A 24,505-nucleotide genomic window follows, 5' to 3' on the forward strand; every position below is an offset into this window, starting at 1 on the left:
AATGCGGCAAGCAAGGAAATCCGGGATTCCGGATTTCCGGAAAATATCCGTCCGGCGATCCGGACGGATCGGTCATTTCATCTGACGAATCAGTGCTGCACGGCCTCACCGGCCAGCACGCCCGTCTGCGCGTAGAACTCCTGCCGCGCGAAAGCCTCGCGCTCGCGCCGCGCGCGCTCGCCGCGGTCCGCGAGCGAGCCGACGACGATCCCGACGAACGCGAGCGGCACCGACACGAGCGCCGGGTTGTCGAGAAACACCGGCGCATGCGCGTGGTGCAGCACGTCGACCCACACCGACTTCGACAGCACCGTGAGCGCCACCGCCGACGCGAGGCCCAGGCCGCCGCCGAGCACCGCGCCGCGCGTCGTCATCCCGCGCCAGAAGATCGACATCGCGAGCACCGGGAAATTCGCGCTGGCCGCCACCGCCGCGACGAGGCCGACCATGAACGCCACGTTGACGTGCTCGAACAGGATCGACAGCGCGATCGCGACGGCGGACAGCCCGATCGTTGCCGCGCGCGAGATGCGCATCTCCAGCCGCTCGTCGGGCTTGCCGCGCGCCCACATCTGCGCGTACAGGTCGTGCGAGATCGTGGTCGCGCCGGCGAGCGTCAGCCCGGCGACCACCGCGAGGATCGTCGCGAACGTGACGGCCGCGATGAAACCGTAGAACCAGTTGCCGCCGACCGCCTGCGCGAGCTTCACCGCGACCATGTTCGAGCCGCCGAGCAGGTCGTGCGTGAGGTTGAAGGTGCCGTTCGCGCCGAGCCGGAAAAATTCCGGATGCTGCGCGAGCAGCACGATCGCCGAGAAGCCGATCACGAACGTGAGCAGGTAGAAGTAGCCGATGAAGCCGGTCGCGTAGAGCACCGACTTGCGCGCCTCCTTCGCGTTCGGCACCGTGAAGAAGCGCATCAGGATGTGCGGGAAGCCGGCCGTGCCGAACATCAGCGCGATGCCGAGCGACAGCGCGTTGGCCGGATCGCGGATCAGCTTGCCGGGCCCCATGATCGACAGCGCGCCCGGATGCACGGCCACCGCGCGGCGGAACATCTCGTCGACGCTGAAGCCGAACTCGCCCAGCGCGAGCAACGCGAGCAGCGTCGCACCGCACAGCAGCAGCACGGCCTTGATCACCTGCACCCAGGTGGTCGCGGTCATCCCGCCGAAGAACACGTACACGACCATCAGCACGCCGACGATCAGCTCGGCCGTGCCGTACGACAGCCCGAACAGCAGCTGGATCAGCTTGCCCGCGCCGACCATCTGCACGACCAGGTACAGCACGACGATCGTCAGCGCGTTCGCGGACGTCAGCAGCCGGATCGGTCGTTGCGCGAAGCGGTACGCGACGACGTCGACGAACGTGAACTTGCCGAGGTTGCGCAGTGGCTCGGCGATCAGGAACATCACGAACGGCCAGCCGACGAGGAAGCCGATCGAGTAGATCAGTCCGTCGAAGCCAAACATGAACACCATCCCCGACAGCCCCAGGAACGACGCGGCCGACATGTAGTCGCCCGCGATCGCGAGCCCGTTCTGCAGCCCGGTGATGCCGCCGCCGGCCGTGTAGAAGTCGCGCGTCGAGCGCGTGCGGCGAGCGGCCCAGCGCGTGAGCGCGAGCGTCGCGAACACGAACGCGAAGAACATCGCGATCGCGACCGGGTTCAGCTCGACCTTGTCGGGCATTGGCCCCGCGACGGCGCTCGCGCGCGCGGTGGAGGAAACGAGAACGGCCAGCGCGCCGAGCGCGCTCGAGATGCGTCGCATGTCGGCCTCCGTCACGAACGTTGCAGGATCGCGTCGACGCGGCGGTCGAACGCACGATTCGCGCGCAGCACGTAGCACGCGGTCAGGCCGATCGCGACCAGGATGATCGCGACGCCCGCGACGATCCCGACCGTGGTGGTCGCGCCGCGGTACAGCGGCGTGGCCAGCACCTGCGGGGCAAGCGCGACGAGCAGGATGAAGCCGTAGTAGGTGGCGATCATCAGCGCCGTCAGCGTGAAGCTGAAGCGGCGCCGCGCACGCACGAGCTGCTGGTAGTCACGGCGCGCCGTGACCGATTCGATGACGCAATGCTCCATGGTGTCTCCAATGTCCCCTCGTCGTTCGCGAGGCGTGTCTTATGGATGGTCGGCGCGCATCGACTGCTCCGCCCGCGCCGCGGCGGCAATACATGAAACGCGTTACACGACGCGGTCCGCGCGCAGTTGCGTCAGCGCGTCGGGCGACAGTCCGAGCCAGCTGCCGAGCACGTCGTCCGTATCGGCGCCGAGCACCGGCGGCGCACCGCGCACCGGCAGCCGCGCGCCGTCGAAGCGGTATGGCGGTGCGAGCACGTCGACGCCGCCCGCGACCGGATGCGGCTGCCGTGTGACGAGCCCCGCGCGGGTCGCGCGCTCCGACGTGAGCGCGTCGTGCAGGCCGAGCACCTCGCCGCACGGAATGCCAGCATCGGCGAGTGCCGCGAGCAGCATCGCGCGCGGCCGCCGCGCGAGTTCGCTGCGAATTTCCGGCAGCAGCGCGGCGCGGTTCTCCGAGCGGCCGAGATTGGTCCGGTAGCGGTCGTCCGCGGCGAGGTCGGGCCGCTCGATCGCATCGCAAAAACGCGCGAACTGCATGTTGTTGCCGACCGTGATCACGAGCGGGCCGTCGGCCGCGTCGAACACGCCGTACGGCACGATCGACGGATGCGCGTTGCCGTAGCGCGGCGGATCCTCGCCCATCAGCAACGCATCGAGCCCGTAATACGCGGTGATCATCAGCCCGCAGTCGAACAGCGCCATCTCGATGCGCCGTCCGCGCCCGGTCGTATGGCGCTCGTACAACGCGGCGAGGATCGCCTGCGCCGAATACATGCCGGTGAACAGGTCGACCGCCGCGACGCCGAACTTCAGCGGCGGCTGGCCGGCCTCGCCGTTCAGCGCCATCAGCCCGGCCTCACCCTGGACGACGAGATCGTAGCCTGGCCGTGCGGCCTCGGGGCCCGAGCGGTCGTAGCCGGAAATCGCGCAATGCACGAGCCGGGGATTCAATTCGGCCAGCGCGTCGTAGCCGAGGCCCAGCTTCTCGGCGCCGCCGAACTTGAAGTTGTGGATCAGCACGTCGGCCTGCGCGGCCAGCTCGCGGGCGATGCGCTGCCCTTCCTCGGTCTGCAGGTCGACGCAGATCGACCGCTTGCTGCGGTTCACGCTGTTGAAGTAGGTCGTCTCGGTCTCGCCGATCCGCAGCCCCCAGTCGCGCGTGTCGTCGCCGCGCGCCGGATGCTCGACCTTGATCACGTCCGCGCCGAAATCGGCGAGCACCATCGCGCTCCACGGGCCCGCGAGCACGCGCGAGAAATCGAGCACCTTCACGCCGGCCAGCGGCAATGCGCGCGGGTCGTTCGTCATCCTTGTCTCCTCCATTCGCGTCGTATGCGTTTACTGTTTCGACAGCGCGATGTAGCGCGCGAGATGATGATCCTCGTCGCCGAGCTGGTGATCGATCATCACGAGCCGCTTCGCGTAATGCGACAGCGGCAGCTCCCACGTCATCCCGATCCCGCCGTGCAGCTGGATGCTTTCCTCGGCGACGAGCGTGCCGATCCGGCCGATGCTGTATTTCGCCGCGGCGAGCGCGCGCTCGCGCGCGACGCGCGGCGCATCGAGCTGCGCGGCCGCGTTGATCACCGCCGAGCGCGCCTGCTCCACTTCCAGCAGCAGGTCGGCCATCCGGTGCTGCAACGCCTGGAAGCTGCCGATCGGCAGCCCGAACTGTTTGCGCGTGCGCAGGTAGTCGAGCGTCGCGTCCTTCGCGACGTCCATCGCGCCGAGCGCCTGCGCCGACAGCGCGAGCAGCCCGTAGCCGAGCACATGTTCGAGCAGTATGGCGCCGGCTTCTCCGTCATCAGAATCCGGCGCGCCGAGCGCGGCATCGGCCGGCAACACGACGCGCGCGAAGCGCACTTCTGCCGCGCGGCCGCCGTCGATCTTCCGGTAGTCGCGCAGCGACACGCCCGGTGCGTCGGCCGGCACGACGAACAGGCCGATGCCGGCCGCGTCGTCGTCATCGCCGGACACACGCGCACTGACGACGAAGAACGCCGCCTGCGCGCCTTGGTCGACGACGCCCTTCGCACCGGTCAGCACCCAGCCGCCGGCAGTGCGCTCGGCGCGCGTGCGCACCGTCGTCAATTCGTAGTGCGAGCCCGGTTCGTCGTGCGCGAACGCGGCGCTCGCGCTGCCGTCGATCAGCGCGGCGAGCTTGTCGCGATGCGCGTCGCCGCCGGCGAGCGAAAGCGCGCGCCCTGCGAGCAGCGCACCGAGGAACGGCTCGACGACGAGCCCGCGCCCGAGACATTCGAACACCACGGCGATGTCGAAACCCGTGCCGCCAAAGCCGCCGTCGGCTTCGGGAAACAGCGCGCCGATCGCGCCAAGTTCGGCGAAGCGCCGCCACATCGCGCGATCGAATCCGTCGGCCGACTGGGCGATGCGGTCGCGCACGGGGAACGCATACCGTTCGGCGATGAACCGGTTCAACGTGTCCGCCAGCATCCGGCGGTCTTCTGTGTGCTGGAAATCCATCGTCGCGTCCTCGTTACAGCCCGAGCATCATCTTTGCGATGATGTTCTTCTGGATCTCGTTCGAGCCGCCGAAGATCGACAGCTTGCGGTTGTTGAAATACTGCTGCGCGGCGCTCGCGGCCCCCTCCGGGCCGAGCGGCTCGCCGTCGTGATCGGCGTCGAGCGCCTCCTCGACGAACGGCTGCGCGTATGGCCCCATCGCGCGGCGCATCAGCGCGGTGATCTCCTGGCGGATCTGCGTGCCGCGAATCTTCAGCATCGAGCTCTCCGCGCCCGGCACGCCGCCGCCCGCGACGGCGGCCAGCACGCGCAGGTTGGTCGTGCGCATGTTCTCGAGCTCGATCTCGACGCGCGCAACGCGCGCCGCGAAGAACGGATCGTCCGCGAGCGGCCGGCCGTTCTTCGTGACCTTCGCGGCGACCGTGCGCAGCCGCTCGAGCGCGGCCGTCGAGAAGCCGATCCCGGCGATGTTGGTGCGCTCGTACGTGAGCAGGTATTTCGCGTAGGTCCAGCCGCGATTCTCTTCGCCGACCAGGTTCTCCACAGGCACGCGCACGTCGGTGAAGAACACCTCGTTCACCTCGTGCTCGCCGTCGAGCGTGATGATCGGGCGCACTTCGACGCCCGGCGTCGTCATGTCGATCAGCAGGAAGCTGATGCCCTCCTGCTTGCGCACGTCGGTCGCGGTGCGCACGAGGCAGAAGATCATGTTCGCGTAGTGGCCGAGCGTGGTCCATGTCTTCTGGCCGTTCACGACATAGTGGTCGCCGTCGCGCACCGCGCTCGTCTTCACCGACGCGAGGTCGGAACCGGCGCCCGGTTCCGAATAGCCCTGGCACCACCAGTCGGTGCCGTCGAGAATGCGCGGCAGCCAGTGGCGCTTCTGCGCGTCGCTGCCGTACTTGATCAGCACGGGCCCGAGCATGTTCACGCCGAACGGCACGATGCGCGGCGCGCCCGCGAGCGCGCATTCGTTGTCGAACAGAAATTTCTGCGCGACGCTCCAGCCGGGGCCGCCGTACTCGCGCGGCCAGTGGCTCGCGAGCCAGCCGCGCGCATTGAGGATCGCGTGCCATTCGCGCATGTCGTCGCGCGTCAGATGCAGGCCGCCCTTTACCTTGCGCGCGATGCGCGCGGGCAGTTCGGCGGCGAGAAAGCGCTGCACTTCCGTGCGGAACGCCTCCTCTTCGGGTGTGAAATTGAGGTCCATCGTAAGTCCGTTGCGAATGCGGTGGGCGTTCAGTCGATATGGTTCAGGCTCGCGAAATCCGCGCCGCGCTCGACCAGCTCGACGATCAGCGGCGACGGCTTCCAGAACAGCGGATCCTCCTTCGCGAACGCGCGGATGTCGGCGAGCACGTTCGCGAGGCCGACCGTATCCGCGTAGTGCATCGGGCCGCCGCGATAGCGCGGGAAGCCGTAGCCGTACAGGAACACCGCGTCGACGTCGAGCGGGCGCAGCGCGATCTTCTCGTGCACGACGTTCGCGCCTTCGTTGATCATCGCCGCGAGGTAGCGGCGCATGATCTCGTCGTCGGTGAACGTGCGCGGCGTGATGCCCTTCTTCGCGCGCTCGTCGGCGACGATCGCCTCGACTTCCGGGTCCGGCGTGCCGGCGCGCGCGCCGTCGGGATACAGGTAGTAGCCGCGCGCGGTCTTCTGCCCGAACCAGCCGCGCTCGCACAGCCGGTCGGAAATTTCCACGTAACGCGCGCGCGGGTCGCGGGTTGCCGCGCGGCGCTTGCGGGTCGCCCAGCCGATGTCGCCGCCCGCCAGATCGACAACCTGGAACGGCCCCATCGGGAAGCCGAATTCGCGTACCGCGCGATCGATCTGGTACGGCGACGCGCCGTCTTCCATCAGGTAATCGGCCGCCGTTCGGTAGACGGCGAGGATCCGGTTGCCGATGAAACCGTCGCACACACCCGCGCGCACCGGCGTCTTCTTCAGCTGTTTGGCCAGCGCGAACGCGGTCGCGACGACGTCCGCGCTCGCGCGCGCCGGCACGACGATCTCGAGCAGCTTCATCACGTTGGCCGGCGAGAAGAAATGCAGGCCGATCACGTCGGCCGGCCGGTCGATGCTGGCGGCCAGCTCGTCGATGTCGAGATACGACGTGTTGGTCGCGAGTACCGCGCCCGGCTTGCATACGCGCGCGAGTTCGGCGAATACGGCCTTCTTCACGGCCATGTCCTCGAACACGGCCTCGATCACGACGTCGGCCTGCGCGAGCGCGTCGTACGACGTGCTGCCCTTGAAGCGCGCGAGACGCGCCGCATGCGCGGCCGGCGTCATCCGCCCCTTCGCGACGAGCGCGTCGTACACCTTCTCGACATGCGCACGGCCGCGCGCGAGCGACGCTTCGTCGCGCTCGATCATCGTCACCGGCAGCCCGGCGTTGAGCGCCGCGACCGCGATCCCTGCGCCCATCGTGCCGCCGCCGACCACGCCGATCCGCTCGACCGGACGCGCGCTCGCGCGGCGCGCCTCGGGCGCCTTGGCCGCCTCGCGTTCCGCGAAGAACGCGTGCACGAGGCCCGCGCGTTGCGGGCTGTCGATGCATTGCAGGAACAGGCTGCGCTCGAGCCTCATCCCCGCGTCGAACGACAGCGTGAGCGCCGCCTCGACCGCTTCGACGATCTTCGCCGGCGAGAACAGCCCGCGCGACTTCTTCGGCAACTCGGCGCGCGCCGCGTCGATCGCGGCCTGCGCGGCCGCGCGATCGGCAAGCCCTTGCGCATCGCGCGTGCGCCGCGCCGGCGCGCCGAGCGACACGAGTTCCTGCGCGTAGGCGAGACCTTCGGCGAGCGTGTCGTCGCTGTGCGCGACGCGATCGACGAGGCCGAGCGCGAGCGCTTCGTCGGCGCTTGCGTGACGGCCCGTCAGCATCAGGTCGAGCGCGGCCTTCGCACCGATCAGGCGCGGCGTGCGCTGCGTGCCGCCCGCGCCGGGCAGCAGGCCGAGCGTGACTTCGGGCAGGCCGAGCTTCGCGCCGGGCACCGCGAGCCGGTAATGCGCGGCGAGCGCGACCTCGAGGCCGCCGCCGAGCGTCGCGCCGTGCAGCGCGACCACGACCGGCTTCGCACTCGACTCGATCCGCTCGCACACGTCGGGCAGCGACGGCGGCACCGGCGGCTTGCCGAATTCGCGGATGTCGGCGCCCGCGATGAAATTGCGGCCGGCGCCGACGATCAGCACCGCGCGGATCGCGTCGTCGGCCTGCGCGGCGTCCAATGCGTCGGCGAGGCCACGCCGCACGTCGGCGGACAGCGCGTTGACGGGCGGATGGTCGATCGTGACGACGAGCACCTTGTCGCGCCGTTCGCGCGTGACGGTGCCGGCTTGGGAGGATTCGGGGGAAGCGGGTGAATTCATCGTGTCTCCAGTGCGGTGCGCCGCGCGGGCGGGATCGGTCATCGGGCCGGCGAGCGATGCCGGCTCCCGAGCCTGGTGCCGCGCGGCGGGAAACGATCCGGCGTGTTTGCCGGGCATGACTCGATTCTCGATTGATCGAGATTCATTGACAATTCCCGCACGCCTTTACAAGCTGTCAAGTCTGACTTGACATTGAATGGTTTCGGACCGTCAAAGGGCCGGATCGGGGAGACACAGGGGCATGGACCTGAACGCGCTGACGCTGCTCGTCGAGATTCTCGATGCAGGCAACCTGAGCAAAGCCGCGCAGCGGCTCAAGATGAGCCGCGCGAATGTCAGCTACCGGCTGAACCAGCTCGAACGCTCGATCGGCCAGCAGCTCGTGCGCCGTACGACACGCCGCATCGAGCCGACCGAGATCGGGCTGAAGCTGTACGAACACGGCCGGCGCATCCGCAACGAACTGCTCGCCGCGCAGGAATCGGTGACGACGCTCGGCCAGGACCTGCAGGGCCGCGTGCGGCTGTCGGTGCCGAGCGGCTACGGGCAGATGGTGATGTCGGACTGGCTGCTCGCGTTCAAGCGGCTGCATCCGGGCATCGTGCTCGACGTCGTGTTCGAGAATCGCGTGGAGGACCTGATGCGCGACGAAGTCGACATCGCGATCCGCGTGATGTCCGAGCCGCCGCAGAATCTCGTCGCGCGCGACATGGGCGCGGTGCGCTACGTCGCGTGCGCGTCGCCCGCGTTCGCGGCGGCGCACGGGATGCCGGCAAGCCTGGGCGCGCTGGCCGCCGCGCCGGTCGTCACCGCGACGGTGCTCGGGCGGCAGCTGCGGATCGCCGCGTATCTCGGCGACGAGCGCCACGAGGTGCTGCTCGAGCCCACGCTGATTTCGGAGAACTTCCTGTTCCTGCGCCAGGCGATCCTCGCCGGGATCGGCGTCGGCATCGTGCCCGACTACGTGATGCAGGACGACATGCGGCGCGGCACGGTCGTCACGTCGCTCGACGCGTATCGGCTCAGCATCTTCGGCACGCACATGTACATGCTCTACATGCCGAACCGGCACCACACGCGCGCGACCGCGACGTTCATAGAGTTCATCCTCGAACAGGCCGGGAAGACCGGTCGGGGCGGGCCCGACGGGATGCGTCAGGGTTTCCTGTCGGGTGACAACCCGCCGGCCGCGCGGCGACAATAGCGCGCCGCCCGTGCGGAGCGCGTGCCGCGCACACGCCGCCTCCTTCGAATTCACTGTTGCCGAGGGTTTCAATGTTCGACCGGATCCGTCCGCATTCGCGTCCCCCGACGCTTGCCGCCACGCTCGCGCTCGTCGCGCTCGTCACGTTCAGCGCCGGCTGCACGTCCCCGTCCGCGCCGTCGGGCGCCGTCGTCCCGGTGGCCGCCGCGTCGGGCGCCGCGGTGCCGCTGCCCGGCGTTCACGCGCCGGAACGGTCGTCCGGCTGGACCGACAAGCCGGGCTGGACCTCGCAGCACTTCATGATCGCGGCCGCGAACCCGCTCGCGACGCAGGCCGGCTACGACATGCTGAAGGCCGGCGGCACCGCGATCGACGCGGCGATCGCGACGCAGATGGTGCTCGCGCTCGTCGAGCCGCAATCGTCGGGGCTCGGCGGCGGTGCGTTCATGCTGTACTCCGACGGCAAGACCACGCAGGCATACGACGGCCGCGAGACCGCGCCCGCCGCTGCGACCGACCGCCTGTTCTACGGCCCGACCGGCCAGCCGATGGGCTTCTACGAAGGTGTCGTCGGCGGCCGTTCGGTCGGCACGCCGGGCGTGTTGCGCATGCTCGACGCCGCGCACCGGGCGCACGGCAAGCTGCCGTGGCACCGGCTGTTCCAGCCCGCGATCCGGCTCGCCGAGCACGGCTTCACGATCAGCCCGCGCCTGGCGATGCTGATCGCGAACGACAAGTACCTGATGAACGACCCGGCCGCGCGCGCGTACTTCTACAACAAGGACGGCACGCCGAAGGCGGCCGGCACGGTGCTGAAGAACCCCGCGCTCGCGACCGTGCTGCGCCAGGTCGCCGACCGCGGCGCGAATGCGTTCTACACCGGTGCGATCGCGCGCGACATCGTCGCGAAGGTGCGCAAGCACCCGACCAACCCGGGCCTGCTGTCGCTGCAGGATCTCGCGCGCTACAAGGCGAAGGTGCGTGCGCCCCTGTGCGCCGACTACCGGCGCTCGGTGGTGTGCGGGATGCCGCCGCCGTCGTCGGGCGGTCTCGCGGTCGCGCAGATGCTCGGCATCCTCGAAGCGATGCCCGACTGGCAGCAGATCGGCGCGCAGAAGCCGGTGCGCACCGAGCTCGGCTACGAGCCGACGCCGTTCGCCGCGCACCTGTTCAGCGAGGCTGGGCGCCTCGCGTTCGCGGATCGCGCGCGCTACGTCGCCGATCCCGATTTCGCGCCGTTGCCGGGCGGCAGCTGGGCGAGCCTCACCGACAAGGCCTATCTCGCGCAGCGCGCGCGCCTGATCGGCGACACGAGCATGGGCGTCGCTCAGGCCGGGACGCCGCAAGGCGCGACGCTCGCGCTGGCCGACGACCGCAGCCCCGAATTGCCGTCGACGTCCGACATCGCGATCGTCGACCGCTATGGCCAGGCGCTGTCGATGACGACCAGCGTCGAGGATGCGTTCGGTTCGCGGCTGATGGTGCGCGGTTTCATGCTGAACAACCAGCTCACCGATTTCTCGTTCGTGGCGAGCGAGAACGGCCGGCCCGTCGCGAACCGCGTGCAGCCGGGCAAGCGGCCGCGCTCGTCGATGTCGCCGGAACTCGTGTTCGACAAGAAGACGAAACAGGTGACGATGATCGTCGGCTCGGCCGGCGGTCCCGCGATCATCAACCACGTCGCGAAGACGCTGATCGGCGTGATGGACTGGGGGATGACGATGCAGCAGGCGATCGCGCTGCCGAACTTCGGATCGATGAACGGGCCGACGCAGCTCGAGCGCGGCCGCGTGTCGGATGCCCTCGTCGACGGGCTGAAAGGGCGCGGGCACGACGTGCAGGTCGTCGAGATGAATTCGGGACTGCAGGGCATCCAGCGGCTGAACGTGCAGGGGCAGACGGTGTGGTTCGGCGGTGCGGATCCGCGACGCGAAGGGATCGCGATGGGGGATTGAGAATAGCTGGCAGAGGCGGCGCGTGCGCCGCCTCTTTTCGCGTCACCCGCGCCCTTTCCATGGCACCACCCGCCGCTCGCCCCATCGCATCGCGAGATCGAACAGCCACGCGATCGCGCCGATGATCAGGATGCCCATCACGACGATATCGGTGCGCAGGAAGCTCGACGCATTGAGCACCATCTGTCCGAGCCCGGCCGTCGCGGCGACCATCTCGGCCGCGACGAGCGTCGTCCAGCCGAAGCCGATCGCGATCCGCAGGCCGGTGAGGATTTCCGGCAGCGCGGCCGGCAGCACGACGTGGCGCACGATCTGCACGAAGCTGCCGCCGAGCGAATACGCGGCGTTGATCTGCTCGACCGTCGCCGCGCGCACGCCCGCGCGGGCGGCCATCGCGATCGGCGCGAAGCACGCGAGGAAGATCACGACCAGCTTCGCCGTCTCGTCGATGCCGAACCAGATCACGACGAGCGGCAGGTACGCGAGCGGCGGCAGCGGCCGGTAAAATTCCAGCAGCGGATCGAGCACGCCGCGCGCGATGCGGCTGACGCCCATCAGGATGCCCGTCGGCACGCCGATCGCAGCGGCGAACACGAACGCGCCGAACACTCGCGCGGCGCTCCACAACAAATGTTCGGACAACGGCAGGCCGCCCTGGATGCGGCCGTGCCATGCGTCGACGAACGCGGCCCACACCGCTTCCGGCGTGGGCAGGAACAGCGGCGGCAGCCACTGCAGATGCGTCGCCACCCACCACAGCACGGCCAGCGCCGCGACCGTCGCCGCGCTGAGCGCGGCCGTCTTCCCCTGCCCCGGCAGCCGGTAACGATGCGATGCGCGCGACGCACGCGCCGCGCGATGCCCTTGTGTGTTGCGCTCGTCCTGCACGAACGGCGCGGCCGCTCGATCGGCCGGCCACGAATCCTGCGTGCTCATGTCGTCCTGCCTGTGCAAAGTACTGATCCGGCCACGCCCGACGGACGCGCCCTGCCGCGCGAACTCGTGCATCACGCCGCCTGCCCGAGCGCCTCGTCGCGATGCAGATATGCGATCAGCCGCTCACGCCATGCGATGAATTCCGGCGCCGACTTCACCGCGCGCGCGTCGCGCGATTCGACGTAGCGCCGCGCGAACGGCAGCTCGAAGGTTTCCGCGATGCGGCCGGGGCCGGGCGTCATCACGACGAGACGCGTCGCGAGGAACAGCGCCTCCTCGACGTCGTGCGTGATGAAGAACACCGTCTTGCCGGTGCGTGCCCATACATCGAGCACGAGCGCCTGCATCGTGCCGCGCGTCATCGCGTCGAGCGCGCCCATCGGCTCGTCCATCAGCAGCACGCGCGGATCGCTCGCGAGCGCGCGCGCGATGCCGACGCGCTGCTGCATCCCGCCCGACAGTTCGTACACGCGCGCATGCGCATGGCGCTCGAGGCCGACGAGCGCGAGCATCTCCAGCGCGCGCGCTTCGCGCTCGGCCTTCGACACGCGTGCGAAGCGCAGCCCGAGCGCGACGTTGTCGAGCACGTCGAGCCACGGCAGCAACGCATATTTCTGGAATACGACGCCGCGATCGGCGCCGGGGCCGGCGACCGGCACACCGTCGACGCGCACGTCGCCCGTCGTCGGCGCGACGAAGCCGGCCATGCAATTCAGCAGCGTCGTCTTCCCGCAACCCGACGCGCCGAGCGCGACGACGAATTCACCGGAATCGATGCGCAGGTCGACGCGCGCGAGCGCCTGCGTCGTCGGCCGACCGCGTTCGCCCGGATAGGCGACGGATACCTGACGGACTTCCAGCGTGCTCATGATCGAGGGCTCCGCGATGAGTGGCCTGGGTCGCCTGATGCGCCGCGTTCAGCGAGCGGCTTTCTGCACGAACTGCGGATCGACGCCGACCGAGTAGTCGGCGAGCACCGTCTGGATCGTGCCCTGCGATTTCAGGAACGCGGCGGTGGCCGCGAGCGACTTCGCGGCGCCCGACTGCGCGCCGCCGCCGAGCCAGGCCGGCGACGCCTGCTCGGCCGGCGTCGGGAACGCGTAGAGCGCGAGGCTCGCGGGCACGTCCTGCACGTTCGCGCCGGACACCTTAGCCACTGCCGCGACCTGCGGCGAACCGGCTTTCCACGCGGCCGCATGCGCGCGGTAATCGGCATCAGCGGACGCAAGCACCTTCACGAAGCGCGCGACGAACTCGGGGTTCTCGCGCGCGAACTTGCGGGTCACGACGAATCCGTCGAACGTGGCCTTGCCGCTTTCCTTCGCGACCTGCCCCGACGTCGTCAGCACGGTGCCCGACTGCTTGACCTTCGCGAGCACCGGATCCCAGATATAGGTCGCGTCGATGTCGCCACGCGTCCACGCGGCCGCGACCTCGGGCGGGCGCAGGTTGACGATCTTCACGTCGTTCGGATTCACGCCGGCGGCCTGCAGCGCGACGAGCGTATGGAAATGCGACGTCGACACGAACGGCACGCCGATCTTCCTGCCCTTGAGCGCAGCCACGCTGGTCACGCCCGAGCCGTTGCGTGCGACGAGCGCCTCGGCGTCGTTGATGTTGTCGAGCACCCAGAACAGCGAGATGTCGAGCCCCTGCGACAGGCCGGCCGCGATCGGGCTGGAGCCTGCCTCGCCGAGCTGCACGGAGCCCGACGCGAGCGCGCGGATCACGTCGGCCCCACTGTCGAGCTTGCGGAACGTGACCTTGTAGCCGGTCGCCTTTTCGACTTCACCGCTCGCCTGCGCGTAGCGCCACGGCACGACCATGTCCTGGTACGCGATCACGACTTCACGCGATTCGGCGTGCGCCGCGCCCAGCGCGGCAAAGGCGGTCAGCGCGGCGACGGCGCGGCCAACGAGGCTGAAACGGGACATGCGGCTCTCCTTCGAATGCGTGCATTGCTGCTGGAGAGCCGACTTTACGGGCTTTGCGCGCGACGGGAGCGAACTTATCCTGCGAAGCTATCGATGCCGTTTCAGCTTTGCTTTCCACGTTCGATTGGATCGGGCGTCCGGTCGGGTGGCGAATGTCGTGCGAACGCGCGCTCGACGGCCGCGCCAACGAAAAAGCCCGCATCGCTGCGGGCTTTTTTCGACTGCATGGCTTCTGCGAAACAGGCCAATGGCGCTCAAACCACCCCCGCCCCATGCGCCTGCAGATCGGCGTGATAGCTCGAACGCACCATCGCGCCGACGGCCGCGTGCGTGAAGCCCATCTTGTACGCTTCTTCCTCGTACATCTTGAACGTGTCCGGATGCACGTAAGCACGCACCGGCAGGTGGTGCTCCGACGGCTGCAGATACTGGCCGATCGTCAGCATGTCGACGTCGTGCGCACGCAGGTCGCGCATCACCTGCAGGATTTCCTCTTCGGTCTCGCCGAGGCCGACCATCAGGCCCGACTTCGTCGCGACGTCCGGATGCAGCGCCTTGAAGTCCTTCAGCAGCTTCAGCGAGTGCGCGTAGTCCGAACCCGGGCGCGCTTCCTTGTACAGGCGCGGCACCGTTTCGAGGTTGTGGTTCATCACGTCGGGCGGCGCCGCGTTCAGGATCGAGATCGCGCGGTCGAGACGGCCGCGGAAGTCCGGCGTCAGGATCTCGATGCGCGTTTCCGGCGACTGCTCGCGCACTTCGCGGATGCATTCGACGAAGTGGCCCGCACCGCCGTCACGCAGGTCGTCGCGGTCGACGCTCGTGATCACCACGTACTTGAGCTTGAGTGCTGCGATCGTGCGCGCGAGGTTCTTCGGTTCGTCCGCGTCGAGCGGATCGGGACGGCCGTGGCCGACGTCGCAGAACGGGCAGCGACGCGTGCACTTGTCGCCCATGATCATGAACGTCGCGGTGCCCTTGCCGAAGCATTCGCCGATGTTCGGGCAGCTCGCTTCCTCGCATACGGTGTGCAGGTTGTGCTCGCGCAGGATCGTCTTGATCTCGTTGAAGCGCGAGCTGCCGGTGGCCGCCTTCACGCGGATCCATTCCGGCTTCTTCAGCTTCTCGATCGGAATGACCTTGATCGGGATGCGCGCCGTCTTCGCCTGCGCCTTCTGCTTGGCGGTCGGATCGTAGGCAGGGGTCGCGGCCGAATCGGCCGGTGCGGGGGAAGCGGTAACGTCAGTCATTCGAATGTTCCAGTGCCTGCGGCTTGTCGGCGGCCGCGGATTCGCCGTCGAGGTTGGCGATCAGACGCCCCACCAGCGTGTGGGCGACGTCGTTCCAGTCGGCGGCAACCTCGAGGCTCGCCATGTCGACGGTTTCCAGTCCGGCATAGCCGCACGGGTTGATCGCGAGAAACGGGCTCAGATCCATCTTCACGTTCAGGCTCAGCCCGTGATAGCTGCAGCCGTTGCGGATCTTCAGGCCGAGGGCCGCGATCTTCGCGCCCTCGTGCACGCCGGATGCCACGTAGATTCCCGGCGCGCCCGCCTTGCGGACCGAAGCGAGATTATACGCCGCGAGGGTTTCGATCACGGCCTCCTCGATCTTCGTCACGAGCGTGCGCACCATCAGCTTGCGCCGGCGCAGGTCCAGCAACAAATAGACGACGATCTGGCCGGGGCCGTGGTAGGTGATTTGTCCGCCGCGGTCGACCTTCACGAGCGGCACGCCGCTGTCGGCCACCAGCAGGTGGGCCGGGTCGCCGGCCTGGCCGAGCGTGTAGACGGGCGGATGCTCGACGACCCAGATTTCGTCGCCGGTGTCGGCCGTGCGCGTGTCGGTGAACGCGCGCATCGCGTCGAAGCTCGTCTCGTACGCCTCGCTGCCCCGCCAGCGCACGGTGACCGGCGCGACGGGCTGAACCGGAGACCCGGCGGGCGATTCGGAAACAGCGACAGGCGTGGACACGATGGCAACCGGCGAGACGGACATGGGCGGTAGTTTACCGAAAACCCATGCGTCTCGCCGGCTGCGGAAGGGGACGGATCATGCGTATCCGTCGGAGGAAAGGCCCGTCAGACGGTGCGCCAGCCGTCGTGGAACAGTGCATTCACGCGGTGACGCAGCCGTGCGAGCGCGCCGCGCGCGACCTCCGCGGCCGGCCGCGACACCGAGAACGCGACCTGCGCGCCCTGCCCGCTTTCCGCGCTGAGCCACAGCCGCTCGCCGCGGCGCAGCCGCAGCGTCTCGCCGTCGACCAGGAAATAGTCTTCGACGTCGTTGCTGCGCGTCGCCCACACCGGCCCGCATTGCACTGTCAGACGCGTGCTGCGTTGCACCTTCATCGGCACGGTTTCACCCGCCGGGATTTCGAACGTGATGCTTGAAGAAATTTCTTGCATGATCGACTCCGCCAATAAATGCTTCGATGGCTACAATCGTAGTCATTTGAAGGCACTCGACCAAACGACCAATTTTCACGTCGATGTGAGGAAAATTAGCAAATGGACCTCCGCCAGCTGCCTGCGCTGAACGCGATTCGCGCGTTCGAAGCCGCCGCCCGCCACGAGAATTTCTCCCGCGCCGCCGACGAGCTGTACGTCACGCACGGCGCGGTCAGCCACCAGGTTCGCGCGCTCGAGGAAGAGCTCGGCGTGCAGCTGTTCACGCGCAACGGCAAGCGGCTGTGCCTGACCGACGCCGGCATGCGCTACGCGCAGCAGGTCCGCACCGCGCTGATGGTGATCGCCGATGCGACGCGCGACGTGCGCGCAAGCGACCGCGGGCGGCGGCTGGTGGTGTCGATGCTGTCGTCGTTCGCGGCGCGCTTCATCACGCCGCGCATCGGCACGTTCATCGAGCGGCATCCGGAAATCGACGTCGAGCTGCAGTCGACCAACTCGCTCACCGATTTCGCGCGCGACGACGTCGACCTCGCGATCCGCTTCGGCTCCGGCCACTATCCGGGGCTGCACGTCGAGCCGTTGTTCGAGGAGGTGTTCTTTCCGGCATGCTCGCCGACACTGAACGGCGGCAAGCTGCCGCAAACGCCCGCCGATCTCGTGCACTACAACCTGCTGCGCTCGGACGACGAGCTGTGGCGGCCGTGGTTCGACGCGGCCGGGCTCGATACGCTGACCGAGCCGAAACGGGGGATTCTGTATCAGGATTCGTCGAACCTGCTGCTGGCCGCGATCGATGGTCAGGGCATCGCGCTGGTGCGCCGCTCGCTCGCGGTGCACGACCTGCTGGACGGGCGCCTCGTGCGCCTGTTCGACATCGACGGGCAGAGCCCGTGGCACTACTTTTTCGTGTGTCCGCCGCCGCTCGCGAACACGCCGCGCGTGCAGGCGTTCAGAACCTGGCTGCTTCAGGAAGTCGCCGAATACAAGCTGCTGTGCGACGAGCTGGACGCGCGGCGCGCGGCGGGGAAGCCCCCCGCCGAGTGCGCGCAGGAAGGAGGATGGAAGACGGCGCTCAGAGCACGACCTTGACCATCGGATGGCCGGTCAGCGCGCGGTAGATGTTGTCGAGCTGTTCCTGGCTCGTCGCGCGCACGGTGATCGTGAGGCCGGTGTAGTTGCCGCCGCTCGATGCACGCTCCTCGATCTTCTCGACGTCGATCTCGTTGTCGTGGACGGCCACGACCTTGAAGATCGTATCCTTGAACTCCGGGTGCGCCTTGCCCATGATCTTGATCGGGAAATCGCACGGAAACTCCAGCAGCGACTCCTTCCTGGCGTCGATCGCGCCGGTAACCTCGATGGTTTTGGTCGGTTCGCTCATCACTTTCTCCGGGTTAGGTCAAACTGTTCAAACTCGCGCGCCTTCGCACGCTGGTACGCGTCGTACAACGCCGCGAACACGGGGCCCGGCTTGCCGCCTTGCACGGGCAGATCGTCGAGCGACGTGACAGGCAGGATTTCCTTCGTCGCCGACGTGATCATGATCTCGTCCGCCGAACGCAACTCGACCTCGCTGATCTCGCGCGCGACGAACCGAATGCCGCATTCGTCGGCCAGCTGCTCGACCAGCGCGTAGCGGATTCCCTCGAGGATCTTGTTGCTGCGCGGCGGCGCCATCAGCTCGCCGTTCTTCACGATCCATACGTTCGACGACGAGCCTTCGGTCACGTTGTCGTCGCGCAGCTGGATCGTCTCGAACGCATCGCGTTCGGCCGCATGCTGCGCCATCAGCACGTTGCCAAGCAACGAAATCGACTTGATGTCGCAATGCAGCCAGCGACGATCCTCGGCCGTCACGCAGCGCACGCCCCGGGCGCGCTCGTCGTCCGACGGCAGGCGCAGCGGGCTCGCCATCGCGAACACCGTCGGCACCGCGTTCGCGGGGAACGCGTGGCCGCGTTTGGCAACGCCGCGTGTCACCTGCAGGTAGACGAGCGCATTGCCGTCGCCGAGGCCTTGCACGTTCGCGGCGACCACGCGCTCGATCAGCGCGCGCCAGCCGGCCGCGTCATGCGGATCGTCGATGCCGATCTTCTTCAGGCTGCGCGCGAGCCGCTCCAGATGCTGGTCGATCCGGAACGGCACGTGCGCGCCGGCGTGCGCATAAACGGGGACGACTTCATACACGCCATCGCCGAAGATGAACCCGCGGTCGAGCACCGGCACCCGGGCTTGCGACAGCGGCACCAGCTCCTCCTGCGACGACACGCTGAGGTAGACGATCGGTTCGAATTCGGCTTGGCTCATGGCTATACCAGATGGGGTTGAAGTCGTAAAAACAAAGGCCCGTCGTTGCTTACTTCTTCTTGCTGAACATCAGCAGAATCGAGTCCCAGATACGCCCGAAGATACCCGCTTCCGGCACCGCCTGCAGCGCGACAACCGGGAACTCCGACAGCGTCTTGCCGTCGGCGACGATCTTCACGGTACCGACCTGCTGGCCCTCCGCGAGCGGCGCGATCAGCGGCGCGTTGACCTCGACTTCCGGCTTGACCTTGTCGCCCAGGCCGCGCGGCACGGTCACCCACTGGTCGCCCTTCACGCCGACCTGCACGGTGTTTTCCTTGCCCTTGTAGATGCGCGGCGTCGACATCGCCTGGCCGCCCTTGAACAGGCGCACCGCGTCGAACGCGCTATAGCCGTAGTTCAGCATCTTCATGCTGTCCTGCGTGCGCTCGCCTTCCTTCTGCTCGCCCATCATCACCGACACGAGCCGGCGCTGGCTGTCGACACCCGGGATCGCGCGCTTGGCCGATGCGATCAGGCAGTAGCCGGCCGCTTGCGTGTGGCCCGTCTTCAGGCCGTCGACCGTCGGATCCAGCCACAGCAGGCGATTGCGGTTGCCCTGGCGGATGTTGTTGTACTTGAATTCCTTCTCCGAGAAGATGCTGTAGTACTGCGGAAAATCGCGGATCAGGTGCGCGGACAGCTTCGCGAGGTCGCCGGCCGTCGTGTAGTGGTTCGGGTCGGGCATGCCGTTCACGTCGGCGAAGTGCGTGCCCTTCATGCCGAGGCGCGCCGCCTCGTCGTTCATCATCGTGACGAACTGCCCTTCGCTGCCGCCGACGAGTTCGGCCAGCGCGATCGCGGCGTCGTTGCCCGACTGGATGATCATCCCGTATACGAGATCGTGCACCGATACCGGCTTGTTCGCCTCGATGAACATGCGCGATTCGTCGCGGCCGACGCGGCGCACCGCTTCGCTCGGCGTGACGATCTGCTCCATCGAGATCTTCTTCTTGTCGAGCGCCTCGAACACCAAGTAGGCCGTCATCAGCTTCGTCAGCGACGCGGGCTCGACGCGTTCGTCGGCGTTGCCCGATGCGAGCACGGTGTTGCTCGTCGCATCGACGAGCACCCACGAGCGCGCGTTCACGCCGGGCGGCGGCACCGCGCCCGGCATGAAGGTCGCGGGCGCGCCGGTGAACTGCTCGGCGGCGGCGGCCGGCGCGGCATGCGCGGCCTTGGTCTTGGCGGCCGGCTTCGCCTCGGCGACGACGATCGTCGACGCGAGTGCGACGGGCAGCATCACGCCCAGCGCGACGTTGCGCGCGGCGGTGCCGAAGGCGATGGAAGAAGCGAGGGACTTGAGGCCTTGGGAAGACAGACGCATGATCGATTCAGGCTGGTGGCAGAAAGTGCGGCGCGAAACGCGCAGGGGTTGAACGGCAAGGCGGCGAGCGTTCCGGTGTTCGCCCGACTGCGTCGGACGGCGCGAAACGCGCCGGTTGGACTCGTGCGGACGCGTTCGGTTCGCGGCCGTCGCGAGCGGGCGGACAGGCGGCGAAACGAGCACCGCATGGGCCCGGCCGGGCCGCGGGTGACGCGAAATGCGGCCATTATACGTGGCCGCGAACGGCGTTTTCGCGAACCATGGGCAGGTGGCCACACACAGGCTTCGGGAGGATAGCGCGGCTTCGCTGCGGACAATCGTGCTCGAAGCCGCGCGAAAGGCGTGCGCAGGCGCCGCGCAAGCCGGGTTGCGCCGCGCTGGAGCGGGCATGCGCGGTTCGTGTCGTCATGCGATGCGGCGCGACGTCGCGCGAGCGGCGACGTCGCGGGCATGCGGCAGCCGCGCCGCATGGCGGGTTCAGCGGATCAACGCCACGCGTCGACGATGATGCGCTTCAGCACGTGCAGCTTGCGATGCAGGAAATGCTCGGCACCGGGGATCACGACGACCGGCAGTTCCTGCGGCCGCGCCCAGTCGTAGACCGATCCGATCGGCACCGTGTCGTCGGTTTCGCCGTGGATCACGAGCGTGTTCTCGGGTACGTCGGCGACTTGCCAGCGGCTCGCGGCCGTGCCGACGAACACCATCCGCTCGATCGTCTCGCCCGCGTCGCGCAACCGCTTCGCGACGTGCGACAGCACGAAGGTGCCGAACGAGAAGCCCGCGAGCACGAGCGGCAAGTCCGCATAGGCGGGCTGCGCGCGCATGTGCGCGAGCACGGCGAGCAGGTCGTCGGCCTCGCCGATGCCGTTGTCGTGCACGCCCTCGGTCGCGCCGACGCCGCGGAAGTTCGACCGGTACACCACGTAGCCGAGCTGGACCAGCGTGCGCGCGAGCGTTTGCGCGACCTTGTTGTCCATCGTGCCGCCGAACAGCGGATGCGGATGCGCGACGAGCGCGATGCCGCGCGGCGCGGCGCCGCCTTCGCGCACGGCATCCGGCAGGTCGACCGCGATTTCGATCTGCCCGACCGGGCCGGCAATCAGCGACTTCTGCGTATGAACGTTCATTCGGCCCGCCCGCTCAGATCTTCAGGCGGTCGACGACCTTGCCGTCGCGCAGGTGCGATTCGACGATCTCGTCGATGTCGGCCTGGTCGACGTACGTGTACCACGTGCCTTCCGGATATACGACCATCACGGGCCCTTCCTCGCAGCGGTCGAGGCAGCCGGCCTTGTTGATGCGCACCTTGCCAGGCCCCGCGAGGCCGAGTTCCTTCACGCGCTTTTTCGCGTACTCCTGCATGGTCTGCGCATCGCATTGCGCGCAGCTCGGGCGTTCGGCGCCCGGTTCGCGCTGGTTCAGGCAGAAGAAGACGTGGTGCTGGTAGTAGGAATCCATGATGGTGACGAGCGGCCCGGCGCGGTGCCGGGCGGAAAGAGAGGCGACTGGCGTTGCGCGTGGCAACGGATGTGCGGTCGATTATAGCGACCGGCGCGCGCGGCTGCCCGCGATCGACGCGCGGCGCGGCGGCGCTGCCCCGTTGCGTCTGCCGCCGCGTCAGCGCCGCCGCGCGGCCGGCAGCCACGCGTGCTCGACCCGCTGGCCGAGCCAGATCAGCGCCGCGTAGGGCCAGATCCATGCGAGCCAGCGCGCGATGCTGTTGAAGTGCACGTAGCGGCCCTGCCGCCAGCCCGACAGCGTGAAGTCGAAGAACGGGTTGACGGGCAGCAGGTTGACGAGCGCCACGCCGGCCAGCAGCGCGAGCGCCGCGAGCAGCGCGCGCCACGCGGCCGGCACGCGCAATGCGAGCAGCGCCGCCGCGAAGCCGAGCTCGATGCCGAGCCGCGCGCCGGGCGTCGCCCATACGACAACGAGGCCGGTCCTCGACTGCATGAAGGTTGCGGCCGCCTTCAGCGCGAGCGTCGCGCCGACGAACGCGATCAGGAGCCGCACGCGGGGCGCGCCGGCGCGCATCGCGAGCGACGTGATCGCCAGCGCGGCAAACAGCATCAACCCGCCGAGCGCGGCTTCCCACGCGGAGTCGGACAGCCAGCCGTCGACGCGCTCGGGCCATTCGCTTACGCGCCACGCGGCCGGCAGCCATGCGAGCAGCGCATCCTGCATCGACCCGTCGGCGCGCTCCCACAGCGCGGCCGGCCAGTCGCCGATGCCGAACAGGAACGGCGACGGAAACAGGATCGCGAACGGCCACAGGCCGGCGAGCAGCAGCGGCGTCGCACTGTCGGCCTCGAACCACGCGAAGCGCAGCCGCCGCAGCGCGCCGCGCTCGAGCAGCGCGCCGGTGGCCGGCGCCGCAAGCGCCGCGCCGAGCAGCGCCCCGAGCGCATTGGCCGCGAGGTCGAGATTCGACGCGACGCGCGTCGGCAGGTAGGTTTGCAGCGCCTCCATCGATCCCGACAGCAGCACGCCGAGGCCGCCCACGAGCAGCGTCGCGGCCACGCCGCGCCAGCGCGGATGCAGCGCCAGCACGCCGAGGGCGCCAAACGGCATGTAGCCGAGCACGTTGGTGACCACGTCGAACGCGGTCACATAACGCTGCATCGGCGCGAACAGATAGTCGAACGGCCCGATGCCGAGCGATACCCAGCCGTCGAACGGGTACAGCGATGCATAGACGATCAGCGCCGCGTACGCGGCGAACGCCTGCCGCGCCAGCGACGACGCGCGCGACGCGCCCGGTGCGCTCATCGCAGCTGCGCGCGGTGCGTCACGGGTTGCCCGCGTACGCCTGCACGCCGACCCATGCGGCGATCTGCGACACGAGCTCGTCGCTCGCGGCCGCGAGCGCCTGCGCGCCGCCGGCCGCATCGGGCGTGCTCGACGGCGCGCGCGCGACGAACGTGCGCTGGCCGAGCACCTTGCCGTCCTGCATCAGCGTCGCGCGCGCGGTGACCGCGCCGTGGCTCTTCGATTCCCCGTCGAACACCTGCTCGAATTCATTCAGATCGACCTTCAGCGTCGGTGCACGCACGCCGTCGGAGCCTTCGAGCACCGCGCCGCGCGACGACAGCGCGCCGCGCAGCCGCTGCGTGAGCAGTTGCGCAGGCGTCGCGGTCCAGCGGCTGTCGCGATAGACGGCCATGCGTTGCGCATCCGCATACGCGAGACGGTAGACGAACTTGTCGGTATCGAGCGCGTCGGGCGCGGCGACGTCGAGCACCTTCAGCGCGGGGCCCGTGCCGGCCGTGACGGCCGATGCGGCCGGCCCGAGGTCGTAGCGGATGTTCGACAGCGCCGCGCTGTTGCCGGCACAGCCGGCGGCGAGCACGAGCGTCAGCATCGCGAGCGCGGTCGCGGCCGGACGCAGCGCGCGATCAAGGATTCGTGGCATGGCATGTTCCTGCATGATGTTTCCGGTTTCGATGGTGCCGTGGCCCTGTCTCGCGCCGGGCCGGACGATCAATTTCGATGAGCTGACGATCTGCTTCATTTCCCGGCCGCAGCCCCCGGCCAGACGAATCCCGCCTCGCCGGGCCCGGGCGCGGCGCCGGGCGAACCGAACAACAGACTGCGCGGGTTGCGGCCGAGTTCGCCGGCGACGTCCTTCAATTGCCGCGATGCATCGCCGACGCTGCCGGCCAGCGCGTTGAAACGCGGCAGCGTGTCGTACTGGACCCGCGCGTTCAGGTCGTTCAGCGCGACGCCAACCTGCTCGGCCGCCGAGCCGGCCTTGTTCAGGTTCGACACGAGCGGGCCGTTCGGCTGCAGCAGCGTGTTCGCCGACGCCATCGCGCGATCGACCTGGTGCATCGTTTCCGGCAGCGCGGCCACCGCCGGCGCGAGCTGCTTCGACAGCGTCGTCGCGCCGTCCGCCGCGTGCTGCAGGCTTTCGGCCGTCGCGCGCAGCTGCTCGCGCATTTCCGGCGACATCAGCGCGTTCGCGCTTTTCGCCGCCAGTTCGAGCTGCCGCAGCAGCACGTCGCCGCGCTCCTGGATCTGGTCGAACAGGCTCGGCCGCATCGGGATCTGCGCGATCGCCTTCGGCGACGACGGCAGCGGCGCCAGGTCGCGGCCCGTGTCCTCGAGCTGCACGAACGCGATGCCCGTCACGCCCTGGAAGCCGAGGCTGCCGTAGGTCGACTGCGTGATCGGCGCGTCGTGGTCGACGAGGATCCGGATCCGGATCTGGCCCGGATGCGTGCGGTCGAAGCCGATCGACTGCACCTTGCCGACGTCGAGCCCGCGAAAACGCACGGCCGCGTCGGGGAACAGGCCCGTCACGTTGGTGCGCGCGAGCAGGTCGTACGGCACGCGCACGGTGCGATCGACGTTGAACCAGAACACGGTGCCCGCGATCGCCAGCGTCAGCGCGATCGTGAACAGGCCGGCCCAGAACGCATGTGATTTGTTTTCCATTCGC

At 68.7% G+C, this 24,505-nt stretch carries 23 protein-coding genes; 3 read left to right on the forward strand and 20 right to left on the reverse strand.

The features are described 5' to 3' along the window. Positions 1–89: 89 nt before the first annotated feature. From actP to WI26_RS13910, 6 genes are all read right to left on the reverse strand, one after another. Entirely contained in the window at positions 90–1,775 is a 1,686-nt protein-coding gene (actP, locus tag WI26_RS13885; protein ID WP_069226424.1) for a cation/acetate symporter ActP, read from the reverse strand. 11 nt (positions 1,776–1,786) lie between these two features. Continuing rightward, a complete protein-coding gene (locus WI26_RS13890) occupies positions 1,787–2,092 on the reverse strand; it encodes a DUF485 domain-containing protein (protein ID WP_059541232.1) in 306 nt (101 codons plus the stop codon). A gap of 102 nt (positions 2,093–2,194) precedes the next feature. Then, positions 2,195–3,400, reverse strand: coding sequence for a CaiB/BaiF CoA transferase family protein (locus tag WI26_RS13895; RefSeq protein WP_069226199.1), 1,206 nt, complete (start codon positions 3,398–3,400; stop codon positions 2,195–2,197). A 30-nt stretch (positions 3,401–3,430) separates the two neighbouring features. After that, on the reverse strand, positions 3,431–4,576 hold the full coding sequence (locus WI26_RS13900) for an acyl-CoA dehydrogenase family protein (protein WP_069226200.1): 1,146 nt from the start codon (positions 4,574–4,576) through the stop codon (positions 3,431–3,433). Between the two features lie 13 nt (positions 4,577–4,589). Next, the gene (locus WI26_RS13905; RefSeq protein ID WP_059511903.1) at positions 4,590–5,786 is read right to left on the reverse strand and encodes an acyl-CoA dehydrogenase family protein; all 1,197 of its coding nucleotides are present in this window, start codon (positions 5,784–5,786) and stop codon (positions 4,590–4,592) included. A gap of 29 nt (positions 5,787–5,815) precedes the next feature. Next, positions 5,816–7,951, reverse strand: a complete 2,136-nt coding sequence (locus WI26_RS13910) for a 3-hydroxyacyl-CoA dehydrogenase NAD-binding domain-containing protein (protein WP_069226425.1) — start codon at positions 7,949–7,951, stop codon at positions 5,816–5,818. 241 nt (positions 7,952–8,192) lie between these two features. Here WI26_RS13910 and WI26_RS13915 point away from each other — a divergent pair, with 241 nt between their 5' ends. Together WI26_RS13915 and ggt are read left to right on the forward strand one after the other, a co-directional pair. Further along, positions 8,193–9,155 carry a LysR family transcriptional regulator gene (locus WI26_RS13915; RefSeq protein WP_059451532.1) on the forward strand — a complete coding sequence of 321 codons (963 nt, stop codon included), beginning with the start codon at positions 8,193–8,195 and terminating at the stop codon, positions 9,153–9,155. Positions 9,156–9,226: 71 nt separating this feature from the next. Further along, positions 9,227–11,110, forward strand: a complete 1,884-nt coding sequence (gene ggt / locus WI26_RS13920) for a gamma-glutamyltransferase (RefSeq protein ID WP_069226201.1) — start codon at positions 9,227–9,229, stop codon at positions 11,108–11,110. A gap of 42 nt (positions 11,111–11,152) precedes the next feature. Here ggt and WI26_RS13925 read toward each other — a convergent pair whose 3' ends face one another. The 6 genes from WI26_RS13925 to WI26_RS13950 form a co-directional block, all read right to left on the reverse strand. After that, entirely contained in the window at positions 11,153–12,118 is a 966-nt protein-coding gene (locus tag WI26_RS13925) for an ABC transporter permease subunit (protein ID WP_069226202.1), read from the reverse strand. Further along, complete coding sequence (locus tag WI26_RS13930; RefSeq protein ID WP_069226203.1) at positions 12,118–12,915, reverse strand: taurine ABC transporter ATP-binding protein; 798 nt, start codon at positions 12,913–12,915, stop codon at positions 12,118–12,120. The genes WI26_RS13925 and WI26_RS13930 overlap by 1 nt, the downstream gene beginning before the upstream one ends. Before the next feature lie 48 nt (positions 12,916–12,963). Next, positions 12,964–13,980, reverse strand: coding sequence for a taurine ABC transporter substrate-binding protein (tauA, locus tag WI26_RS13935; RefSeq protein WP_069226204.1), 1,017 nt, complete (start codon positions 13,978–13,980; stop codon positions 12,964–12,966). A 254-nt stretch (positions 13,981–14,234) separates the two neighbouring features. After that, a complete protein-coding gene (gene lipA, locus WI26_RS13940; protein WP_059465903.1) occupies positions 14,235–15,227 on the reverse strand; it encodes a lipoyl synthase in 993 nt (330 codons plus the stop codon). Continuing rightward, a complete protein-coding gene (lipB, locus tag WI26_RS13945) occupies positions 15,220–15,975 on the reverse strand; it encodes a lipoyl(octanoyl) transferase LipB (RefSeq protein ID WP_059511898.1) in 756 nt (251 codons plus the stop codon). Before lipB ends, lipA begins: the two co-directional genes overlap by 8 nt. An 83-nt stretch (positions 15,976–16,058) precedes the next feature. Next, positions 16,059–16,385, reverse strand: coding sequence for a DUF2917 domain-containing protein (locus WI26_RS13950; RefSeq protein WP_059541331.1), 327 nt, complete (start codon positions 16,383–16,385; stop codon positions 16,059–16,061). Positions 16,386–16,487: 102 nt separating this feature from the next. On the opposite strand from WI26_RS13950, the gene WI26_RS13955 reads away from it, so the two are divergent. Further along, positions 16,488–17,477, forward strand: coding sequence for a transcriptional regulator GcvA (locus WI26_RS13955; RefSeq protein WP_059465901.1), 990 nt, complete (start codon positions 16,488–16,490; stop codon positions 17,475–17,477). Here WI26_RS13955 and WI26_RS13960 read toward each other — a convergent pair. The 8 genes from WI26_RS13960 to WI26_RS13995 all read right to left on the reverse strand — a co-directional run bounded on the left by WI26_RS13960 (position 17,461) and on the right by WI26_RS13995 (position 24,501). Beyond that, positions 17,461–17,769, reverse strand: coding sequence for a YbeD family protein (locus WI26_RS13960; protein WP_059451540.1), 309 nt, complete (start codon positions 17,767–17,769; stop codon positions 17,461–17,463). The two genes, WI26_RS13955 and WI26_RS13960, sit on opposite strands and share 17 nt — an antisense overlap. Further along, positions 17,769–18,695 (reverse strand): D-amino acid aminotransferase, encoded by a 927-nt coding sequence (locus WI26_RS13965; RefSeq protein WP_069226205.1) that lies wholly within the window; start codon positions 18,693–18,695, stop codon positions 17,769–17,771. The genes WI26_RS13960 and WI26_RS13965 overlap by 1 nt, the downstream gene beginning before the upstream one ends. A gap of 49 nt (positions 18,696–18,744) precedes the next feature. Further along, complete coding sequence (locus WI26_RS13970) at positions 18,745–20,061, reverse strand: D-alanyl-D-alanine carboxypeptidase family protein (protein WP_069226206.1); 1,317 nt, start codon at positions 20,059–20,061, stop codon at positions 18,745–18,747. Between the two features lie 485 nt (positions 20,062–20,546). Beyond that, complete coding sequence (locus tag WI26_RS13975) at positions 20,547–21,191, reverse strand: alpha/beta hydrolase (protein ID WP_059451543.1); 645 nt, start codon at positions 21,189–21,191, stop codon at positions 20,547–20,549. A 13-nt stretch (positions 21,192–21,204) separates the two neighbouring features. Continuing rightward, complete coding sequence (locus tag WI26_RS13980; RefSeq protein ID WP_011694422.1) at positions 21,205–21,522, reverse strand: (2Fe-2S) ferredoxin domain-containing protein; 318 nt, start codon at positions 21,520–21,522, stop codon at positions 21,205–21,207. Positions 21,523–21,681: 159 nt separating this feature from the next. Further along, on the reverse strand, positions 21,682–22,833 hold the full coding sequence (locus WI26_RS13985) for a VanZ family protein (protein WP_069226207.1): 1,152 nt from the start codon (positions 22,831–22,833) through the stop codon (positions 21,682–21,684). Positions 22,834–22,852: 19 nt separating this feature from the next. Continuing rightward, a complete protein-coding gene (locus WI26_RS13990) occupies positions 22,853–23,476 on the reverse strand; it encodes an ABC-type transport auxiliary lipoprotein family protein (RefSeq protein ID WP_069226426.1) in 624 nt (207 codons plus the stop codon). A gap of 95 nt (positions 23,477–23,571) precedes the next feature. Continuing rightward, the gene (locus WI26_RS13995; protein WP_059465896.1) at positions 23,572–24,501 is read right to left on the reverse strand and encodes an MlaD family protein; all 930 of its coding nucleotides are present in this window, start codon (positions 24,499–24,501) and stop codon (positions 23,572–23,574) included. Positions 24,502–24,505: the final 4 nt, after the last annotated feature.

The sequence above is a fragment of the Burkholderia diffusa genome (assembly GCF_001718315.1).
GTDB lineage: Bacteria > Pseudomonadota > Gammaproteobacteria > Burkholderiales > Burkholderiaceae > Burkholderia > Burkholderia diffusa_B.

Excerpts from the sequence above, each read along its gene's own strand:
- actP (WP_069226424.1), bottom strand. The coding sequence starts at position 1,775 with ATGCGACGCATCTCGAGCGCGCTCGGCGCGCTGGCCGTTCTCGTTTCC.
- WI26_RS13890 (WP_059541232.1), bottom strand. The coding sequence starts at position 2,092 with ATGGAGCATTGCGTCATCGAATCGGTCACGGCGCGCCGTGACTACCAG.
- WI26_RS13895 (WP_069226199.1), bottom strand. The coding sequence starts at position 3,400 with ATGACGAACGACCCGCGCGCATTGCCGCTGGCCGGCGTGAAGGTGCTC.
- WI26_RS13900 (WP_069226200.1), bottom strand. The coding sequence starts at position 4,576 with ATGGATTTCCAGCACACAGAAGACCGCCGGATGCTGGCGGACACGTTG.
- WI26_RS13905 (WP_059511903.1), bottom strand. The coding sequence starts at position 5,786 with ATGGACCTCAATTTCACACCCGAAGAGGAGGCGTTCCGCACGGAAGTG.
- WI26_RS13910 (WP_069226425.1), bottom strand. The coding sequence starts at position 7,951 with ATGAATTCACCCGCTTCCCCCGAATCCTCCCAAGCCGGCACCGTCACG.
- WI26_RS13915 (WP_059451532.1), top strand. The coding sequence starts at position 8,193 with ATGGACCTGAACGCGCTGACGCTGCTCGTCGAGATTCTCGATGCAGGC.
- ggt (WP_069226201.1), top strand. The coding sequence starts at position 9,227 with ATGTTCGACCGGATCCGTCCGCATTCGCGTCCCCCGACGCTTGCCGCC.
- WI26_RS13925 (WP_069226202.1), bottom strand. The coding sequence starts at position 12,118 with ATGCACGAGTTCGCGCGGCAGGGCGCGTCCGTCGGGCGTGGCCGGATC.
- WI26_RS13930 (WP_069226203.1), bottom strand. The coding sequence starts at position 12,915 with ATGAGCACGCTGGAAGTCCGTCAGGTATCCGTCGCCTATCCGGGCGAA.
- tauA (WP_069226204.1), bottom strand. The coding sequence starts at position 13,980 with ATGTCCCGTTTCAGCCTCGTTGGCCGCGCCGTCGCCGCGCTGACCGCC.
- lipA (WP_059465903.1), bottom strand. The coding sequence starts at position 15,227 with ATGACTGACGTTACCGCTTCCCCCGCACCGGCCGATTCGGCCGCGACC.
- lipB (WP_059511898.1), bottom strand. The coding sequence starts at position 15,975 with ATGTCCGTCTCGCCGGTTGCCATCGTGTCCACGCCTGTCGCTGTTTCC.
- WI26_RS13950 (WP_059541331.1), bottom strand. The coding sequence starts at position 16,385 with ATGCAAGAAATTTCTTCAAGCATCACGTTCGAAATCCCGGCGGGTGAA.
- WI26_RS13955 (WP_059465901.1), top strand. The coding sequence starts at position 16,488 with ATGGACCTCCGCCAGCTGCCTGCGCTGAACGCGATTCGCGCGTTCGAA.
- WI26_RS13960 (WP_059451540.1), bottom strand. The coding sequence starts at position 17,769 with ATGAGCGAACCGACCAAAACCATCGAGGTTACCGGCGCGATCGACGCC.
- WI26_RS13965 (WP_069226205.1), bottom strand. The coding sequence starts at position 18,695 with ATGAGCCAAGCCGAATTCGAACCGATCGTCTACCTCAGCGTGTCGTCG.
- WI26_RS13970 (WP_069226206.1), bottom strand. The coding sequence starts at position 20,061 with ATGCGTCTGTCTTCCCAAGGCCTCAAGTCCCTCGCTTCTTCCATCGCC.
- WI26_RS13975 (WP_059451543.1), bottom strand. The coding sequence starts at position 21,191 with ATGAACGTTCATACGCAGAAGTCGCTGATTGCCGGCCCGGTCGGGCAG.
- WI26_RS13980 (WP_011694422.1), bottom strand. The coding sequence starts at position 21,522 with ATGGATTCCTACTACCAGCACCACGTCTTCTTCTGCCTGAACCAGCGC.
- WI26_RS13985 (WP_069226207.1), bottom strand. The coding sequence starts at position 22,833 with ATGAGCGCACCGGGCGCGTCGCGCGCGTCGTCGCTGGCGCGGCAGGCG.
- WI26_RS13990 (WP_069226426.1), bottom strand. The coding sequence starts at position 23,476 with ATGCCACGAATCCTTGATCGCGCGCTGCGTCCGGCCGCGACCGCGCTC.
- WI26_RS13995 (WP_059465896.1), bottom strand. The coding sequence starts at position 24,501 with ATGGAAAACAAATCACATGCGTTCTGGGCCGGCCTGTTCACGATCGCG.